The sequence below is a fragment of the Pseudomonas sp. LBUM1660 genome (genome assembly GCF_059695935.1).
This window is the reverse complement of record NZ_CP166795.1, coordinates 5,800,008-5,818,401: the sequence shown is the minus strand read 5'-3', so window position 1 is coordinate 5,818,401 and position 18,394 is coordinate 5,800,008. Positions and strand designations below refer to the sequence as shown.

General features: G+C 60.4%; 18 protein-coding genes. 5 read left to right on the top strand and 13 right to left on the bottom strand.

What is annotated here, in order from left to right; translation table 11 throughout:
- Positions 1–44: 44 nt before the first annotated feature.
- The 4 genes from ACA068_RS27075 to ACA068_RS27060 form a co-directional block, all read right to left on the bottom strand.
- A complete protein-coding gene (locus ACA068_RS27075; RefSeq protein WP_497305994.1) occupies positions 45–431 on the bottom strand; it encodes a DUF3757 domain-containing protein in 387 nt (128 codons plus the stop codon).
- Between the two features lie 139 nt (positions 432–570).
- Positions 571–1,245 carry an anti-sigma factor gene (locus ACA068_RS27070; RefSeq protein ID WP_497305992.1) on the bottom strand — a complete coding sequence of 225 codons (675 nt, stop codon included), beginning with the start codon at positions 1,243–1,245 and terminating at the stop codon, positions 571–573.
- Entirely contained in the window at positions 1,242–1,877 is a 636-nt protein-coding gene (locus ACA068_RS27065) for an RNA polymerase sigma factor (protein WP_497305990.1), read from the bottom strand. The genes ACA068_RS27070 and ACA068_RS27065 overlap by 4 nt, the downstream gene beginning before the upstream one ends.
- 54 nt (positions 1,878–1,931) lie before the next feature.
- Positions 1,932–2,525, bottom strand: a complete 594-nt coding sequence (locus ACA068_RS27060) for a fasciclin domain-containing protein (RefSeq protein WP_497305988.1) — start codon at positions 2,523–2,525, stop codon at positions 1,932–1,934.
- Between the two features lie 331 nt (positions 2,526–2,856).
- Between ACA068_RS27060 and ACA068_RS27055 the strand changes: the two genes are divergently transcribed.
- Positions 2,857–3,414, top strand: a complete 558-nt coding sequence (locus tag ACA068_RS27055) for a DUF2780 domain-containing protein (protein WP_497305986.1) — start codon at positions 2,857–2,859, stop codon at positions 3,412–3,414.
- A gap of 1 nt (position 3,415) precedes the next feature.
- Here the strand turns inward: ACA068_RS27055 and yihG are convergent, their stop codons facing one another.
- Positions 3,416–4,303 carry a 1-acylglycerol-3-phosphate O-acyltransferase, YihG family gene (gene yihG / locus ACA068_RS27050; RefSeq protein ID WP_497305984.1) on the bottom strand — a complete coding sequence of 296 codons (888 nt, stop codon included), beginning with the start codon at positions 4,301–4,303 and terminating at the stop codon, positions 3,416–3,418.
- A 340-nt stretch (positions 4,304–4,643) separates the two neighbouring features.
- Between yihG and rloA2 the strand changes: the two genes are divergently transcribed.
- The 4 genes from rloA2 (at position 4,644) to creD (ending at position 8,798) form a co-directional block, all read left to right on the top strand.
- On the top strand, positions 4,644–5,150 hold the full coding sequence (rloA2, locus tag ACA068_RS27045) for a retropepsin-like aspartic peptidase RloA2 (protein WP_497305982.1): 507 nt from the start codon (positions 4,644–4,646) through the stop codon (positions 5,148–5,150).
- Positions 5,151–5,209: 59 nt separating this feature from the next.
- Positions 5,210–5,890: a two-component system response regulator CreB gene (gene creB / locus ACA068_RS27040; protein ID WP_497305980.1), complete on the top strand. Its 681-nt coding sequence runs from the start codon at positions 5,210–5,212 to the stop codon at positions 5,888–5,890.
- Positions 5,890–7,308 carry a two-component system sensor histidine kinase CreC gene (creC, locus tag ACA068_RS27035; RefSeq protein WP_497305978.1) on the top strand — a complete coding sequence of 473 codons (1,419 nt, stop codon included), beginning with the start codon at positions 5,890–5,892 and terminating at the stop codon, positions 7,306–7,308. Before creB ends, creC begins: the two co-directional genes overlap by 1 nt.
- Positions 7,309–7,427: 119 nt before the next feature.
- Positions 7,428–8,798: a cell envelope integrity protein CreD gene (creD, locus tag ACA068_RS27030; RefSeq protein WP_497305976.1), complete on the top strand. Its 1,371-nt coding sequence runs from the start codon at positions 7,428–7,430 to the stop codon at positions 8,796–8,798.
- Between the two features lie 211 nt (positions 8,799–9,009).
- Here the strand turns inward: creD and ACA068_RS27025 are convergent, their stop codons facing one another.
- The 8 genes from ACA068_RS27025 to ACA068_RS26990 form a co-directional block, all read right to left on the bottom strand.
- Positions 9,010–9,639 (bottom strand): glutathione S-transferase, encoded by a 630-nt coding sequence (locus tag ACA068_RS27025; RefSeq protein ID WP_497305975.1) that lies wholly within the window; start codon positions 9,637–9,639, stop codon positions 9,010–9,012.
- A gap of 289 nt (positions 9,640–9,928) precedes the next feature.
- Positions 9,929–10,108, bottom strand: coding sequence for a hypothetical protein (locus ACA068_RS27020; protein WP_497305973.1), 180 nt, complete (start codon positions 10,106–10,108; stop codon positions 9,929–9,931).
- Positions 10,105–11,235, bottom strand: a complete 1,131-nt coding sequence (locus ACA068_RS27015; protein WP_497305971.1) for a PepSY-associated TM helix domain-containing protein — start codon at positions 11,233–11,235, stop codon at positions 10,105–10,107. The genes ACA068_RS27020 and ACA068_RS27015 overlap by 4 nt, the downstream gene beginning before the upstream one ends.
- A gap of 71 nt (positions 11,236–11,306) precedes the next feature.
- A complete protein-coding gene (locus ACA068_RS27010; RefSeq protein WP_497305969.1) occupies positions 11,307–13,733 on the bottom strand; it encodes a TonB-dependent siderophore receptor in 2,427 nt (808 codons plus the stop codon).
- A gap of 248 nt (positions 13,734–13,981) precedes the next feature.
- Entirely contained in the window at positions 13,982–14,956 is a 975-nt protein-coding gene (locus ACA068_RS27005; RefSeq protein WP_497305967.1) for a FecR domain-containing protein, read from the bottom strand.
- Entirely contained in the window at positions 14,953–15,471 is a 519-nt protein-coding gene (locus tag ACA068_RS27000) for an RNA polymerase sigma factor (RefSeq protein ID WP_497305966.1), read from the bottom strand. Before ACA068_RS27000 ends, ACA068_RS27005 begins: the two co-directional genes overlap by 4 nt.
- A gap of 236 nt (positions 15,472–15,707) precedes the next feature.
- Entirely contained in the window at positions 15,708–16,415 is a 708-nt protein-coding gene (locus tag ACA068_RS26995) for a 3'-5' exonuclease (protein WP_497305964.1), read from the bottom strand.
- Positions 16,412–18,352: a putative nucleotidyltransferase substrate binding domain-containing protein gene (locus ACA068_RS26990; RefSeq protein WP_497310672.1), complete on the bottom strand. Its 1,941-nt coding sequence runs from the start codon at positions 18,350–18,352 to the stop codon at positions 16,412–16,414. The genes ACA068_RS26995 and ACA068_RS26990 overlap by 4 nt, the downstream gene beginning before the upstream one ends.
- Positions 18,353–18,394 lie beyond the last annotated feature (42 nt).

Here is an 18,394-nt window from a genome sequence, read left to right as displayed (position 1 = left end):
GGGGCGACAGTTATGTCGCCCTTTTTTATAGCTGCCGGTTTCAACTAATTGCTCAGAGAGAATGAGCATTCACTGATGGATTTCGTACAGTTATTTGATTTGTCCCACTCTTCAGAGGTCGGCTTCCATCCGGTCACCTTGTCGAGTACCAAGGCGATATTTTTGTAGCGGCAACTCATCTGACTCACGCTGATGGGGCCGTTTTCGTTCTCGTCTTTTGTGACGTACGTGGCGCTTTCAAAGACGGTTGTATTTTTATCGATGCTTGTGAGCGTCGGATTCTCTCCTTCCCATTTCCGGCCCGATTCATCCTCTGCCGCAAAACCTTGATCTGTCTTTTTGATTTTGGAGACCTCAGGACAGATATCAGCCTGAGCGGCGCTCGAAGTACCGGCAATGGCCAAAACAATGACAATCATAGCGATCCGCATGATGTAGTCCTTTACATGAAGTGAAGTGTTCATGCTGCGCGGATGCCGTTTATGCGGCCACTGTCACTTCTGACAGTCAGTTATGCCGTTTTGAAATAAAACTTGCGGTTCCTATAGCGTTGCTGGCCGTCGTCGCTGGTCACAGCATTGCTAACGCCCCTTGATACAGAACTGGCCCGGTCGGTTGCCCCGTCGGCGAACCACCCTTCGGTTCAAGACTGACCGCCAACGCAATCGGCTTGCCGATCAGCGCCTTCTGCATATCGTTCAGCTCTACACGACCTTTGCCGTCAGCCGGAATCACACCGAGGGAAATCGGTTTGCCATCCGCCGGAATCGCCCACAACTCCAGACTGCGCCCCGGTTCAACCGCTGCCAGCGTCAGCGGCTCGACCTTCAGATAATCCTTATGCGCCTCAACCTTCAGTGCAGGCTGCGCCTCGGCCGTCAGCAGTGTGGCGCTGTAACGCGCATTGTCGCGGTTGTAGAACACGCCCAAGGTCACGGCGATCACCAGCGAGCAAACCGCCCCCGTCACCCGCAACCAGTTCCAGAACGGACGCTTCTCTGGCAGATGAAGCATTTGCGGTTCGATTCGCGCGGTGATGCCTTTCCACACCCGATCCGGCACCGGCTGCTCGGGCAGGGCTTCGGTCAAACTGACCAGGCTTTCCTGCCACTGCGCCAGTTCCGCGCGAAGCGCTGCGTCTTCCAGCAACAACTGTTCAAAACGCCGACGCGCGGCAGAAGGCATCAGGCCAATGGCGTAATCAGCGGCGAGGGCGCGGCGCAGGGTCGGGGTTTGATAGTTCATGATTCAAGACACCTGCGCAGTCGCTCCATACCGCGGCGGATCCAGGATTTCACCGAGCCCAGCGGCGCGTCCAGGTGTTCGGCGAGCTCAGAGCAGGACAGCCCCTGAAAGTAAGCCACGGTGATCGATTGGCGCTGCATGCCGTCGAGTCTTTCCAGGCATCGGTTCAACGCGTTGGCCTCACGGGCACTGCTGAGTTGATCGTGGGCCGAGGGGCTTTCATCCACCAGCGCCTGTTCTTCAAGGTCGCTTAATGGCCGGTCACGGTGTTTGCGCAACTGGTCGATGGCTTGATGACGGGTGATGTTGATCATCCAGGTCAGCGGCGCCGACAAATGCGCCTCATAGCGCGAGGCGTTGTTCCAGATGCGCACGAAGCTTTCCTGCAGCACTTCTTCAGCCAGATCCGGTCGCCCCATCAAACGCAGCGCTACGCCATGCAGCCGTGGGCCGACGCTGCGGTAAAGCGTCTCGAAAGCGCGGCGGTCGCCCAGTGAACACTGGGCCAGAAGCTGCCTGAGCTGATCGGCGTCGGCGTTGGGAATGGCAGTTCTCCAAGCAATTGAGGTGGGCTGCGTGAGGAGCCGATTGCAGGCAGAGGTTAGTTCACGCTGTGCAGTTGTTCCATTCACGGGCGGTCACCTCGGCAAACCGCCGACCCTGATGCGCAAGGTCGGCAGCATCCTTCAGGTGTTCGGCATCAGCACTTTGTCGATGACCTGAATCACGCCGTTGGATTGGTACACGTCATAGGTGGTGATGTCGGCGACGTCACCTTTTTCATCCTTGATGGTGATGTTGTGCGGGCCGTTCATCATCACCCACAGCTTGCCGCCCGCGACGGTGGTCAGTTCGGCTTTGCCGCCCCCGGCCTTGATCTTCTCGGCCAGAGTCATCATGTCAAGTTTCCCGGCGACCACGTGGTAGGTGAGGATGTGAGTCAGGGTCGCTTTGTTGGCGGGTTTGAGCAGGGTATCGACAGTGCCGGCCGGCAGCGCAGCGAAGGCCGAGTTGACCGGAGCGAACACGGTGAACGGGCCTTTGCCCTTGAGGGTATCCACCAGGCCTGCGGCTTTCACGGCGGCGACCAAGGTGGTGTGGTCGGCGGAGTTCACGGCGTTGTCGATGATGTCCTTGCTCGGCAACATGCTCTGGCCGCCGACCATGACCGAGTCGTGGCTCATGGTTGCCGCTTGCACGGTGCTCAGGGCGAATCCGCCGCCAAGAGCCAGGGTCAGCAGGCTGGCAATCAACGGCGTTTTGATCGAAGTGCGTTTCATGGTGATGATCCTTGTGGGGAGAATCGGCCAGAAATGTCTGTCCGTGCTTGATATACGCGGGTGGGGCCAGACTGGATGCAGCACGAAGGCATTCTTTTTGGACTTGGCCACAACACATGACCCTGGAGCTGCCGAAGGCTGCGATCTTTTGATCTTCAGCGTATTCAGTTCCGCCAACAATCAAGATCAAAAGATCGCAGCCTTCGGCAGCTCCTACAGAAACCGCGACAAGCTCACTGGGCTGGGAACAATCCTTAGGGTCATCAGTCCAAGGAACAGTTTTTCCGCCACCCATTGCCGGGCGGTTTTTATGGCACAAGAGGATGTCTGGATGAAGATTTCACGCGGTTTTGCACTGGCTTCGCTGATGAGTCTGGCGGCCAGCCCGGTCTTCGCCGGTTTCAGCCTGGATGATGTGACCAAAGCAGCTTCGAGCATGCAGGGCGGTAATGCAGCCACTGCCGCCGCACCTACGCAGGAAACCGCCGGGCTGCTCGGCGCGCTGACGTCGCAGTTGAACGTAAAACCCGAGCAAGCTGTCGGTGGCACTGCGGCGATGCTGGGGCTGGCAAAAAATCAGTTGAGCTCCACCGACTATTCGCAACTGGCCAAAAGCGTACCGGGTCTGGACAAACTGTCCGGCGGCGGTCAATTGGGTGCCCTCAGCGGGTTGCTCGGTTCGTCCGGTAAATCGGCCGGTCTGGAAAACGCGCTGGGCAATGTGAAGAACACCAGCGACCTGAACAGCGCGTTCGGCGCCCTGGGGATGGACGGCAGCATGGTCGGCCAGTTTGCTCCGGTACTCCTCAAATATCTCGGCGATCAGGGCGTTGGCGGTCCATTGCTGGAAAGCCTGGGCGGGATCTGGAGCGCCGGCGCCGGTAGCTGATCTAGCGATGCCCGGCGCGTAATTCGTCGATGCGTTGATCCTTCTCGATCCAGAGCTGGTTGACCCAGTTCTGGACCGTTTCACGAAACACCGGGTCGTTTTCGTAATCGCCTTGCCACAGCGCCGGGTCGAGTTCGCGGGTCTTGATATCGATGATGACCCTCGGCACGTTGCCGCTGATCAAATCCCAGAACCCCGGAATCTTCTGCTGCGGATACACCACCGTCACATCGAGCACGGCGTCCAGCTGTTCGCCCATTGCCGCCAGCACAAACGCCACGCCGCCGGCCTTGGGTTTGAGCAGGTGGGTGAACGGTGACTGCTGCTGAGTGCTTTTCACTGCGGTGTATCGGGTGCCTTCCAGGTAATTGACCACGGTCACCGGCTGACGCTTGTACAACTCGCACGCCGCTTTGGTGATGTCCAGATCCTTGCCGGCCAACTCTGGGTGCTTGGCCAGGAATGCCTTGGTGTAGCGCTTCATGAACGGGTAATCCAGGGCCCACCACGCCAGCCCCAGGAACGGCACCCAGATCAGTTCTTTCTTGAGGAAGAACTTGAAGAACGGCGTGCGGCGGTTCAGGGTCTGGATCAGGGCCGGGATATCGACCCAGGATTGGTGGTTGCTGATGACCAGATATGAGGTATCGACGCGCAGGCCTTCACCACCACGGATGTCCCACTGTGTCGGGATGCATAACTTGAAGATCAGCTTGTCGATTTCGGCCCAGGTTTCGGCGATCCACATTACCGCCCAGGAGGCGTAGTCGCGAAAACGCCCGGGCAGGATCAGTTTGAGCAGGGCAAACACCATCAGCGGCCCGAACAGGACCAGGGTGTTGAGCAATAGCAGCAGGGTAACGAAACAGCCGGTGAGCAGGCGGCGCATAAGTAACTCTTGAAAGCTTTTGGGCGCGCCATGATATGCAGCTTCGGGCGGCAGGCCAAATCGGCGGTGACGAATGTTTCACCTTTACCTCGTTATGCTTGCAGCCTGATGAGATCCCTGTGGCGAGGGAGCTTGCTCCCGTTGGGCTGCGAAGCGGCCCCAAAGGCTCCGTGAAGTGGCTTGTCAGGAACATCAGGTTGATGAATGGATTTACGACGGCTTCGCCGCCGAACGGGAGCAAGCTCCCTCGCCACAAAGGTAGGTGGTCGTCCAACTATCGTTGTTGTTTGCGGTCTAGAATTCGGCCACTGCGCCCCAATTCCCAAAGGATGCCCATTACGTGAAATCCCTCCTTGCACTGCTTTCCCTCGTGTCCCTGCCGGTCCTGGCCGCTGAGCCGACGCTGTACGGGCGTTACGAATACATTGCGCTGCCGGAAATCGGCGGCGAAGTCCTTAAAGCCAAAATGGACACCGGTGCCCTGACGGCATCGCTGTCGGCCAAGGACATCGAAACCTTCACCCGCGACGGCGACGAGTGGGTACGTTTCCGCCTCGCCACCAAAGACGCGAGCAACAAGGTCTACGAACACAAGGTCGCGCGGATCAGCAAGATCAAGACCCGCTCCGAAGAAGACGAGGATGACAAGGAAGCCATCGAGCCCACCAAGCGCCCGGTGGTTGATCTGGAACTGTGCCTGGGTAACGTCAAGCGCACCGTCGAGGTCAACCTCACCGACCGCAGCAGCTTCAACTATCCGCTGTTGATCGGTGCCAAGGCCTTGCGTGAATTCGGCGCAGCGGTGAACCCGGCGCGGCGTTTCACGGCCGACAAACCCGACTGCTGATTGACGGAACGAGAGGCTTGGGGCACCGTTCGCCCACTTAACTGCCGGGCTCGGACGCCATGCCTCATATCCTGATTGTCGAAGACGAAGCGGCGATTGCCGACACCCTGATATTCGCGTTGCAGGGCGAGGGGTTCACCACCACTTGGTTGAGCCTCGGCGCGGCGGCGCTGGAGCATCAGCGCCAGACTCCGGCTGACCTGATCATTCTCGACATTGGCCTGCCGGACATCAGCGGCTTCGAGACCTGCAAGCAACTGCGGCGTTTCAGCGACGTGCCGGTGATCTTTCTCAGCGCCCGTGATGCGGAAATCGACCGCGTCGTGGGCCTGGAAATCGGCGCCGACGACTACGTGGTCAAACCGTTCAGCCCCCGGGAAGTCGCCGCGCGGGTGCGGGCGATTCTCAAGCGCATGGCGCCGCGACCCGTGGCCGAAGCCTCATCGGCGCTGTTTCGTGTCGACAGCGAACGCGTGCAAATCAGCTATCGCAGTCAGTCCTTGAGCCTCACCCGGCACGAATTCCGTCTGCTGCAATGCCTGCTGGAACAACCCGAGCGCGTCTTCAGTCGCGAGCAATTACTCGATGCACTGGGCGTGGCCGCCGATGCCGGTTACGAGCGCAGCATCGACAGCCATATCAAAAGCGTGCGCGCCAAGTTGCGTCTGGTGAAGGCCGATGCCGAACCGATCCAGACCCATCGTGGCCTCGGTTACAGTTACAGCCCGGGGCACAGCTGATGCCGTTGGGGATCCGGATCTTCCTGGTCTACGTGCTGTTTATCGGCCTGACCGGTTACTTCGTGCTCAACACCGTGATGGAAGAAATCCGCCCCGGCGTGCGTCAGTCCACGGAAGAAACCCTGGTCGACACCGCCAACCTGATGGCCGAGATCCTGCGCGACGATTTCAAGGCCGGTACCCTCAACCAGAACCGCTGGCCTGAGCTGCTCAAGGCCTATGGCGAGCGGCAGCCGAAGGCAAGCATCTGGGGCTTGCCGAAGAACCAGGTCAACCACCGCATCTACGTTACCGACGCCAAAGGCATCGTCGTGCTGGATTCCAGTGGCACGGCGGTGGGGCAGGATTACTCGCGCTGGAACGACGTGTACCTGACGTTGCGCGGTGAATACGGCGCACGTTCCACCCGCAGCGATCCGAACGATGCGACCTCTTCGGTGATGCACGTCGGCGCGCCGATTCGCGACAACGGCCAGATCTTCGGCGTGGTCACCGTGGCCAAGCCCAACAGTTCGTTGCAGCCTTACGTTGATCGCACCGAACGTCGACTGCTCGGCTATGGAGCCGGGTTGATCGGCCTGGGCTTGCTGTTCGGCGCGCTGTTGTCGTGGTGGTTGAGCGCGGCGCTGCGGCGGTTGACGGCTTATGCGCAGGCCGTCAGCGAAGGGCGGCGCGTCGAGGTGCCGCATTATCGGGGCGGGGAGCTGGAGCAACTGGCGACGGCGGTGGAGCAGATGCGAACGCAGCTGGAAGGCAAAGCCTACGTTGAGCGCTATGTGCACACCCTGACCCATGAATTGAAAAGCCCATTGGCGGCGATTCGCGGTGCAGCGGAGTTGCTGCAAGGTGAAATGCCGTTGGCTCAGCAGCAGCGTTTCGTGAGCAACATCGACAGCGAAAGCGTGCGGATGCAGCAGTTGATTGAGCGGCTGCTGAACCTGGCCCAGGTTGAACAGCGCCAAGGGCTGGAAGAGCGGGTGGCGATACCGTTGGCGGGTTTGGTGGATGAGTTGCTCAGCGCTCAGGCCGCACGGATCGAAAGCAAGCAGTTGCGCGTGGAACAGCGGATTGCGCCGGATATGACCCTGCATGGCGAGCCGTTCCTGTTGCGTCAGGCGTTGGGGAATCTGCTGGAAAACGCTTTGGATTTCACTGCGCCTCAGGGGCTGCTGCGGTTCAGCGCCGAGCAGGTCGGTGAGCAGATCGAGTTCAGGTTGTTCAACCAGGCCGAGGCGATTCCTGACTATGCGTTGCTGCGTTTGAGCGAACGTTTCTACTCGCTGCCGCGCCCGGACAGTGGGCGCAAGAGCACCGGGTTGGGGCTTAACTTTGTGGAAGAAGTGGTTCAGTTGCATGGTGGGGCATTGAGTATCGGCAATGTCGAGGGTGGGGTGGAAGTCAGGTTGTGCCTGGCTTAGGACCGAGTTGCGGCCCATCGCGAGCAGGCCAGCCCGGTCTCCACATAATCTCCATATTCCCCCCACAAAGCCTCCACACACCCACCTCAGACTCTCCCCATCCAAACAGGGAGAGTCCCATGAACCGCAGCCTGACCCTAAAACTCGGGGCCATTGCCCTTCTGATTCTGTTATTGCTGATCCCGTTGCTGATGATCAACGGCATCATCCAGGACCGCCAGCAATTGCGCGACGGTGTGCTCGAAGACATTGCCCGCAGTTCCAGCTACAGCCAGCAACTGAGCGGGCCGCTGATGGTGGTGCCGTATCGCAAAGTGGTGCGCACCTGGAAACTCAACGAGAAAACCAACCAGCGCTACCAGGACATCGGTGAGGAACGCGGTCGTCTGTATTTCCTCCCGGAACGCTTCGAGCTCGACGGCCAGGTGCAGACCGAGCTGCGCTCCCGAGGCATTTACGAGGCGCGGCTGTTCCACGCCGACAACCGCATCAGCGGGCATTTCTCGGTCCCGGCGCAACTGGGCATCAAGGAAGACTTCGCCGATTACCAGTTCGATCAGCCGTTTCTGGCCGTCGGTATCAGCGACATTCGCGGCATCGAAAACGCCCTGAAACTCGAACTCAATGACCAGCGCCTGGACTTTGTTCCGGGGACCCAGGTGGGCTGGTTAGGCGAAGGTGTACACGTGACGTTGCCGGCGCTGGATACCAAGCAAGCCACGCAATTGACCTTCGGTTTCGACTTGCGGCTGCAAGGCACCGGTCAGTTGCAGATCCTTCCGGTGGGCAAGACCAGCAAAGTGTCGCTGAGTGCCAACTGGCCGCACCCAAGCTTCATTGGCAATTATCTGCCGGCCCAGCGTGAAGTGACTGACCAGGGTTTTACCGCCAATTGGCAGACCTCGTTTTTCTCCACCAACCTGCAGGAAGCGCTGAGCAGTTGCGTGTCCGGCGGTGGTTGCGAGGCGTACAACGGCCGCAGTTTTGGCGTGAGTTTCATCGATCCGGTGGACCAGTACCTCAAGAGCGACCGAGCGATCAAATATGCGCTGCTGTTCATCGTGCTGACCTTCGCCGGCTTCTTTCTCTTCGAAGTGCTGAAAAGCCTGGCGGTGCACCCGGTGCAATATGCATTGGTGGGCGTGGCGCTGGCGTTCTTTTACCTGTTGCTGCTGTCGCTGTCGGAGCACATCGGTTTTGCCCTGGCCTATCTGTTGTCGGCCGGCGGCTGCGTGTTGCTGATCGGGTTCTATGTCTGCCATGTGCTGCGCAGCGTGCGTCACGGCTTGAGCTTTTCGGCGGGTTTGGCGGCGTTGTATGGCTTGCTCTACGGCTTGTTGAGTGCCGAGGATTACGCGCTGTTGATGGGCTCCTTGTTGCTGTTCGGCTTGCTCGGCGTGTTCATGGTGCTGACCCGCAAGCTGGATTGGTACGGGATCGGGCAAAAGCCGGCCAAGCCGTTGGCGTTTGATCTTGGAGCGGTGGAATGAGCCGGTCGCTTGGGTTGCGTGAGGATCAGCGGGAGGGGGAGGTGTTGGTGACGCTGATTCACGGGTTGTTTCCGTTAGATCCGGTGTGGTGCATTCGCGAGCAAGCCCGCTCCCACATTGGTTTTGTATTCGTCACTGCATTTTTGCAACGACATAGATCCAGTGTGGGAGCGGGCTTGCTCGCGAAGAGGCCCTGACAGCCAGCGAAAATCTAAACCTTCGGCGTCGTCGCCACCATCGAAGGCCGCTGACTCACCTCGAAATACCAGGCCGCCAGCTGCGGGTTCGACTCGCGCCATTGCAAATCCGGATGGCGCAAGTCGAGGTAACCCAACGCACACGCCACACTGATTGCCGCCACATCAAAATGGCTGGTCAGCTCGGCAATCGCATCCTTCTCCAACAGCGCCAGCGCGCGACGAATCTTGTCGCGCTGGCCATCGAGCCATTCGTCCCACTGTTTCTCCGGGGTGCGCAGGGCCACTTCATACCGAACCATTACCGAAGCGTCCATGATCCCGTCGGCCAGGGAGGCCAGGGTCAGGCGCCGCCAGCGGGCCGAACCGTCGCGGGGGATCAGCGGGTTGCCGACGTGTTGATGGTCGAGGTAATCGAGGATCACCCGGCTGTCATGAATGACGTTGCCGTCGGCCAGGCGCAGGGCCGGGATCTTGCCCATCGGGTTGTCTTGGTTGAGCGTCTGGTCCGGGTTCACCGGCGTGAGCACGCAGTCTTGCAACGCCACGCGGTCGGTCTGACCGGTTTCGTGCAACAGCACCATGACTTTGCGAACGAAGGGCGATAACGAATTGTGGAACAGGGTCATGCTGGGGGCGGACATGGCAACGTCTCGGTGTTGGGCAGTGCTGGGCAGCATAGCGCGTTGATCCGATTGCTCAAGATGACAAACGTCAAGGATTGAAACCTGTGCGAGCGAGCCTGCTCGCGATGGGATCACCTCGGTCTGCCTGAGTGACCGCTGCGATCCCATCGCGAGCAGGCTCGCTCCCACAAAAGATCAGCAGCCCGGCAAACGCAACATCAGGGTTTCAGGATTTGCGACTGCTGCGCAGCCGGACGCAGCCTCGCAGGCTCGGCAGCTGCTACAGGAATCCTCCAATCAATTCAAATCAGCGGCGTTGCAGAACGCCGCGCAGGGCCAGGAAGGCGGGGACGCCCAGGCCGAGCCAGCTCAAGGCATCCCACACGCCATCGCCCAGCAACGCGGCGAACAACCCCGCGGCACTGAGCAGGGCAATAACGGTGGGCGTGGCGAAAACCTTCCAGAAACTCGACTGTCGCGGCCTCATGCTTGAGCCTCCGCTTGCTCGAGGGCAGGTTTCGCCGCCTTGCGCCGCACCACCCACAGATAAACCCCGCTGCCGAGCACGACGATGGTCAGCCCATCCAGGGTCGCCCAGAGGATTTTCATCGGCATGCCGCCGTAATCACCAAAGTGCAGAGGTTGCGACATGCCCATGGCGTCCATGTACCACGGTCGTTCGGCCACTGCCGTGACTTGCAGGGTACTGGCGTCGATCAACACCGGGGTCAGCAGGTGCGACGTCAGGTGGGTGCTGCCCTTCATGAACACGGCGTAATGGTGTTCGCTGGAAAACCGCGTGCCGGGGAAGGCAATGAAGTCGGGTTGCATGCCCGGCGCGACTTCCTTGGCGATGTCGAGCAAACGGGTCGCGGGCGCCAATTGCGTCAAGGGCGGCGCGTCGCGGTACGGCGCGATCATCGCGCTCAGGGCGTCGTTGCGCCAGGCGGCGATTAGCAGGTCGGCGCAGGCACTGATCACGCCGGTCACCCCGACCACCAGTGCCCAAGTCAGGGTGACCACGCCGATCAGGTTATGCAGGTCGAGCCAGCGCAGGCGGGTGGATTTGTCCTGGCGCACGGTGGCGAATTTCAAGCGGCGCATGAACGGCAGGTACAGCACCGTCCCGGAAATAATGGCCACGACAAACATCAGCCCCATGAACGCCAGCAGCAATTTGCCTGGCAGACCGGCGAACATGTCCACGTGCAGGCGCAGCATCACCATCATGAAACCGCCGTTGGCCGACGGCATTTCCAGCGCTTCGCCGGTGCGGGCGTCGAGCATGAAAGTGTGTGACGAATTGGGTTCGGTACCGGCGGTGGCCGCCATGATGGCGATCGCCGCGTTGGGCTCTTCTTCCTCAAAGCCGAAATATTGCATGACTTCGCCGGGGCGATGTTTTTCAGCCGCTTGCACCAACTGCTGCAAATTCAGCTGCGGAGTGTCCGCCGGCATCTGCTTCAACTCGGCGGCATCGCCCAGCAAGTGGTCGATCTCGTGGTGAAAGATCAACGGCAGGCCAGTCAGTGCCAGCATCAGCAGGAACACGGTGCTGATCAGGCTGGTCCAGGTGTGGATGAACGACCAGCGGCGAATAGTTTTGCTTTTCATTTGACGGCCTTCAGAAATACCCAAGCCGTACTCGAAGGACGGCTTGGGTCTTGGAGCTTCGGCTCAGGCAATTACCACTTGTAAGTTGCACTGGCGACGACGCTGCGCTGGTCACCGTAGTAGCAGTAGAAACTGTCACAGGTGGAGATGTAGTCCTTGTCCAGCAGGTTGGTGGCGTTAAGTGCCAGCGACGCGCCTTTCAGGCTGTTGTCCAGACGGCCGAGGTCGTAATGGACCGCCGCGTCGAACACGGTGTAGGCATTCGCCTTGCCCAGCCAGGTGTTGGCCTGGTCGCCGTAGGTGTTGCCGGTGTAACGAGCGCCGGCACCCATACCGAAGCCGTCCAGCACGCCGGCGTGCCAGGTGTAATCGGCCCACAGCGAAGCCTGTTGGTTAGGCATCAGTTGCAGGCGATTGCCTTTGTTGTCGCCTTTTTGCACTTCGGATTTGGCCAGGGTGTAGGCGGCAATGATTTTCAGGTTTTCGGTGACGTCGGACACCGCTTCCAGCTCCAGACCCTTGACCTTCACTTCGCCGGTCTGGCTGGTGATCGGCGTGGCGCCGACGGTGGTGGTGACCGAGACATTTTTCTGGGTCAGGTCATACACCGCCGCGCTGAGCAGGGTGTTGCTGCCCGGTGGTTGATACTTGATGCCCAATTCCCACTGCTTGCCTTCGGTCGGCTTGAACGATTCGGTGCTGGAGGCCGATGCGCCGGTGGTGGGTTGGAAGGATTCGGCGTAAGACAGGTAGGGCACAAAGCCGGAGTCAAACACATAGCTGATCGCCGCGTTGCCGCTGAAGTTCTTGTCGCGCTGGGTGTTGGTGGCGTCGCCCTTGTTGAAGAACTCGGTGCTGGTGTGGACCCAATCCTCACGTCCGCCGACGGTCAGGCGCCATTGGTCGAGGGCCATCTGGTCCTGCACGTACAGGCCGGTCTGGTAGGTCTTCTGGTTGTAGTCGTAGAACGCAGTGGAGCGCGGCGGACGAACGATTGGCTGGCCATAGATCGGGTTGTTGACGTTGGTGGTCAGTCCGTCGCCGAAAATCGAGGTGTAGTTGGTGTTGCTGCGCTGGTGGTCGAGCCCCAGCAGCAGCGTGTGACGGACATCGCCGGTGGCGAAGTCTGCCTGGAAATTGTTATCCACGGCGAACTGGCTGATGTCTTCATCGACGATGGTGCTGGTGCGCCCGACGTTGCCTTCGTCATCCACCTGGGTGAATGGATACGAGCCGACAGTGAGCCCCTGAAACGACAGATCGGTTTTGGTGTAACGCAGGTTCTGCTTGAACTGCCAGACGTCGTTCAAGCGATGTTCGAACGCATAGCCCAGCGCATAGTAGGTGCGGTCGTAGTATTCCCAGTCCGGGTCGCCGAGGTTCTTGTGATGGGAAACCTTGCCGAACGGCATGTCGATCTTGGTGCCCTGCACCGGCAGGAACTGGCTGGTGATGCCGGTATCGTCGCGGGTGAATTGCGTAAGCAGGGTGAACCGGGTGTCTTCGTCGATGTTCCAGGTCAGGCTCGGCGCGATGTTGTAGCGCTTGTTATCGACGTGGTCGATCTGCGTGCCGCTGTCGCGCACCACGCCGCTCAGGCTATAGAGGAACTGGCCTTCGTCATCGATCTTGCCGGTGTTGGCGAAGTTGATCTGACGCTGGTTATCGCTGCCGTATTGCAGCTGGATCTCGTGACTGTCTTGCGCGGTTGGACGGCGGCTGACCATGTCCAGCAAGCCACCCGGCGGGGTCTGGCCGTAGACCGACGACGCCGGGCCGCGCAGCAGGGCGAGGCGATCGAGGTTCCAGGTTTCCTGTTTCGGGTTGGCGTAGGTGCCTTTCGGCAGAGGCAGGCCGTCGAGGAACTGGGTCGGTTCAAAACCCCGGACCCGCAGCCAGTCGGCGCGGGTGTCGCTGCCGTAGCTGCTGGCGACGATGCCGGGCATGTAGCGCACGGCGTCATCGAGGTTCTGCACATTGCGATCATCCATTTGCTGGCGGGTGGCGATCGAAATCGAGCGCGGCGCTTCGACCAGCGCGGTGTCGGTCTTGGTGCCAGCGGCGGTGCGCGTGGCGACGTAGCCTTCCACCGGGCCCCAGGCGCTTTCAGTATTTTCGACGCCGATGACGGCGGTTTCCGGCAGGGCCAGCGTGCCCTCGGGAATGGCGATCAGGCTGTAGGTGCCGGCGTTGCTTTGTTCCAATTGCAGACCGGACCCGCGCAGGGCTTCACGCAGGGCGCCGGCCGCGTCGAACTGACCCTTGACCGGGGCGGAGGTCTTGCCCGCGGCCAGCGATGGGTTCAACGACAGCGCGAGGCCCGCCTGGCTGGCGATCTGGTTCAGCGTGCTGGCCAATGGCGCGGCCGGCAGGTTGTAGGCGCGAACGCTGGACGCCTGTTCAGCAGCAATCAGCGGACTGCTGGCCAGCGGGGCGCAAAGGGCAATGGCGACGGCCAGCAAGCTGGGGCGCAACAAGGTGTCTAGCGAACGGGACATACAGCGGCTCCTGAATGGAAATATTTCTCAATTGCCTAGGTGCCGAACGAGAATTCAAAAGTGATAGGGCTGGATGAAAATAATTTCGATTCAGTAAGTGAGGGGGCTGAGTCGAGATGTGTGCTGTTGTTGAGGGCCTCTTCGCGGGCAAGCCTCGCTCCTACAGGTTTTGTGTCGATCTGTGGAGCGATGACATCCTGTAGGAGCGAGGCTTGCCCGCGAAGGCGGCCGATCAGGCGCAACATCGCTCAGGGCTTGGCCTCCGTTTTTGCCGCCACCGTCACCCACCACGGCGTTTGCTGTTCGATCTGCACCGGGAGGGTCGGCAGCAGGGCGCTCAGGGCCTTGTCGGTGTCGTGCAGCGGGAAGCTGCCGGTGATCCGCAGGTCAGCCACCTCCGGCGCAACACCCAAATGCCCGCGTCGATATCGACCGAGTTCGTGCACCAGGTCTTCCAGTCGTGTGTTGTCCACCACCAGCATGCCGCGGGTCCAGGCATCGGCGCCGAGGTTCAGCGCGACGATGGGCCCCAGGCCATTGCTGCGCATCAGCACTTGCTGGCCTTCACGCAGGATCTGTTCTTCAGGGCTCGACTGCGGATGGGCCGCCACCGCGGACCGCAACACGCTCAGCCGCGTGCCGTCGTCCTCGCGCTTGACCAGGAACCGCGTGCCCAGCGCGCGCAGGCTGCCCTCGCGGGTTTCGACGATAAACGGCCGGGCATCGCCATGACCGGTTTCGACGAGTATTTCCCCTTCCTGAAGGATGATCAGTCGCTGTTTCTCATCGAAGCGAACATCCACCGCGCTGTGGGTGTTGAGGTTGAGCAGCGTGCCGTCGGTCAGACGCAGGGTGCGCTGCTCGCCGGTGGCGGTGCGCTGGTCTGCGAGCCAATAGTCGATGGGCAGATAACGATCACCGACGAACAGCGCCAGGCCGATCACTGCAACGATGCTGGCCAGGCCACTGCCAAGCGTGCGTACCCGTCGGCGGATGCTTTCGCGCGATTGCAATAACGCCGTGCGCGCAGGACCGCTGGCGACGCTGAAACGCTGGTCGAGCATGCCCAACTGGCGCCAGGCCCGAGCGTGTTCCTCGTGTGCGGCGTGCCATTTGGCGAATTCTTCACGCTCCACCGGGCTGCCGGAATCCAGGGACAATTGCCAGGCAATCGCGGCGTCGAGCACGTGGGCCGACACCGGTTTGGAACTGGCCGGGCTCATACCGGCTCACCGTACAGCGCGATGTAGCACTGACGAATGCCTTGGGCCAGGTATTGGCGAACCCGGGGCACCGACACACCCAGGCGCTCGGCGATTTGCGCATGGCCGAGGCCGTCGAGACGGTTATAGAGAAACGCCGCTCGAGCCTTGCTTGAAAGCTTGCCGAGCAGGCGGTCGATGTTTTTCAGGTCTTCGAGGATCAACTGCTGTTCTTCCACCGACGGTTGTTCGCCTTCGGGGATCAGCATCAATTCGGTGAGGTAGGCCTGTTCCAGCGCTGCGCGACGGAAATAGTCGAACAGCAGGCCCTTGGCGATCGCCACCAGAAACGCCCGCGGTTCGCGAGGCTCCTTCAGCTCGTCACGGCCCAGCAAGCGCACGAAGGTGTCCTGACTCAGGTCCTCGGCCCGTTGCGGGCAGGCCACATTGCGTCGCAGCCAAGCCAATAGCCAACCGCGATGGTCGCGATATAACGCATCAACGAGCTCACTTTGGGGGCTTTGGACTGACGACACGCAGCATCACCGATTGGGAAATGTTAACTAACGAGAATTGTTCGCGATTGTGGCAGAGGCGGGGGAGGTAAGCAATTGGCCACTGGTCAGGTGGTTTTTGATGCGGGGCTTCAGTTGGACCGCGTTATCGTTCTTCGCGGGCAAGCCTCGCTCAGGATGTCGTCGTTCCACAGATCGACACAAAACCTGTAGAAGCGAGGCTTGCCCGCGAAGGCGTCAGAACAGGCGCCACAGATTTAGAAGGACGGCGCGCGCTGCCTGCGTTTCCACTGACTCACCCGCTGCTGCAAATTCAACGGGCTATGTATCTGCTGCTGCCGAGCGCGGCTGAACAGAATCAACGCCAGCTCCGCCGTGGCCAAGGCATCCGCGCTGGCGTTGTGCCGTTCGAAAACCTCCAGCTTGAACCAGTCGATCCACTCATCCAGCCCGGCATCGCGAATGTGCGCCTGAGGACACAGCAACGGTGCGATGTCCGCCACATCCAGGAACGGATGCTGCAATTTGTAACCTAAATGATCTTTCAGCGAACGCCCAAGCATGTGTTGATCGAACGGCGCATGAAACGCCAGCACCGGGCTGTCTGCGACGAACTCCATGAATTCGACCAGGGCTTGAGCCGGATCGCTGCCAGCGGCAATCGCGCTAGGCCCCAGACCATGAATCAACACGCTGGGCCCCACCTTCATATCGGCGCATTGCAGCGTGCGTTCGAACTGCTGGCTGAAATCGATCGCCCCGTCTTCGATCACCACCGCGCCGATGGACAGCACCCGGTCCTTGTTCAGGTTCAGCCCGGTGGTTTCCAGGTCGAGCACGACCCAGCGCTGCTCGCGCAGGCTGCATTCACTCAGATCTGCCGCCGAGGGCAAGCGTTGCAGACGCTGTTGCAGTTCACCGGTCAGGCTTGGGCCTGCCGGGCGCAGCCATGAAAACAGACTCATAGCTGATACCGCAGCGCCAGGCTGCTTTGCAGGCGTTGAGCCTGGCGCAGGGATTCACGCAGGATCCGGCGGTCCAGATGATTGAGGCTGTCCGGATCGACCCGGTTGGAGTAGGGCAAGTTCTCTCGGGTCTGTAGTTGATGTTGCTGCATGCGGGTTTGCTGGATGAAGTGGTAGGCCTCTTCATACGCGGCGCCGTCCAGCCGTTCAATGACCTCTTTGGCCACCAATTCGCGAAAGCGCTCCAGGGTATTGTTGGACTCGATGCCATGGGCCAGGGCCAGCAATCGAGCGCCGTCAACGAAAGGCGTCAGTCCTTGGACCTTCAGATCCAGCGTGGCTTTCTCGCCATTCTTGCGCGCGAGCACGAACTCACGGAAACGTCCTACCGGTGGACGGTTGCGCAAGGCGTTTTCGGCCATCATCCGCTGGAACAGCCGGTTGTCATTCACTTGATCGAGAATGCCCTGACGCAGCTGCTCGCAGCCTTGCTCGTCGCCCCAGACCACGCGCAGGTCGAAATAAATGCTCGATCCCAGCAGGTTCTCCGGCGTCGCGTCGCGAATAAATGCCGCAAAACGCCGCGCCCATTCGGCCCGGGACAAACACAGTTCGGGGTTGCCGGCCATGATGTTGCCCTTGCACAGCGTGAAGCCGCAGAGCGCCAGGCTTTGGTTGATCTGCTGGGCAATGGGCAGTAATTTGCCGCGAATTTCGGCGGCATGCGCCGCGTCCCGGGCTTCGAACAGAATGCCGTTGTCCTGATCGGTGTGCAGCGTCTGTTCACGACGGCCTTCGCTGCCGAAGCACAACCAGCTGAACGGAATGCCGGGGTCACCTTTCTCGGCGAGGGTCAGTTCGATCACCCGGCACACGGTGTGATCGTTGAGCAAGGTGATGATGTGGGTGATCTGGGTCGAAGAGGCACCGTGCGCGAGCATGCGCTCGACCAGTTGACCGATCTCGCCGCGCATCGCCACCAGGTTTTCCAGTTTCTGCGCGCTGCGAATGGTCCGCGCCAGATGCACCAGGTCGACCCGTTGCAGTGAAAACAGATCCCGCTCGGACACCACGCCACACAATCGATGGTCTTTCACCAGGCAGACGTGGGCGATGTGGCGCTCGGTCATGGCGATCGCCGCATCGAAGGCGCTGTGGTCCGGCGACAGGAAAAACGGCGCCTGGGTCATGTGGCGTTCGATCGCTTCGTTGAAGTCGTCAGTGCCGTCGGCCACCACATGGCGCAGGTCGCGCAGGGTGAAAATGCCCAGCGGGGCTTTTTGCTCGTCGACAATCACGATGCTGCCGACCTGTTGCTCATGCATCAGGGTCACGGCTTCACGCAATGGCGTGGCGGGGCTGCAGGTCACCGGATGGCGCATGGCCAATTCGCCCAGGCGCGTGTTCAGCGAATATTGAGTGCCGAGGGTTTCCACGGCTTTTTGCTGGACTTGCTGATTGACCTGATCCAGCAGGCTGCTGACACCGCGCAGGGCAAAGTCGCGAAACGTGGTGGAAAGTGCGAACAGTTTGATGAACGCCAGCTTGTTCAGCTGCAGGCAAAAGGTGTCTTCGGCCGCCAGGTGTTCGGTGCGGGTCGCACGCTCACCCAGCAGCGCGGCGAGGGGGAAACACTCGCCGGTGGCGATTTCGAAGGTGGTTTCGGTGCCGTCCTTGGACGTATGCGGGCGTTCACCCACGACCCGGCCTTGTTTGACGATGTAGAAATGCTCAACCGGTCCATCGGCCGGTTTGATGATGCTCTCGCCGGGCGCATAAAAACGCAGCTGACATTGTTCAACCAGGTACGCCAGGTGGGCGTGTTCCATCTGATTGAAGGGCGGGAAGCGCTGAAGGAATTGCAAAGTGCCCTGGATGTTCTGCAACACCGCGGTCTTCCCTGCCTGTGTAAAGGCGTCCTCTTTACTCATAACCATTACCGCAGTCTTTTTTGAATTGTTGTTGTCGGATGACTCAGC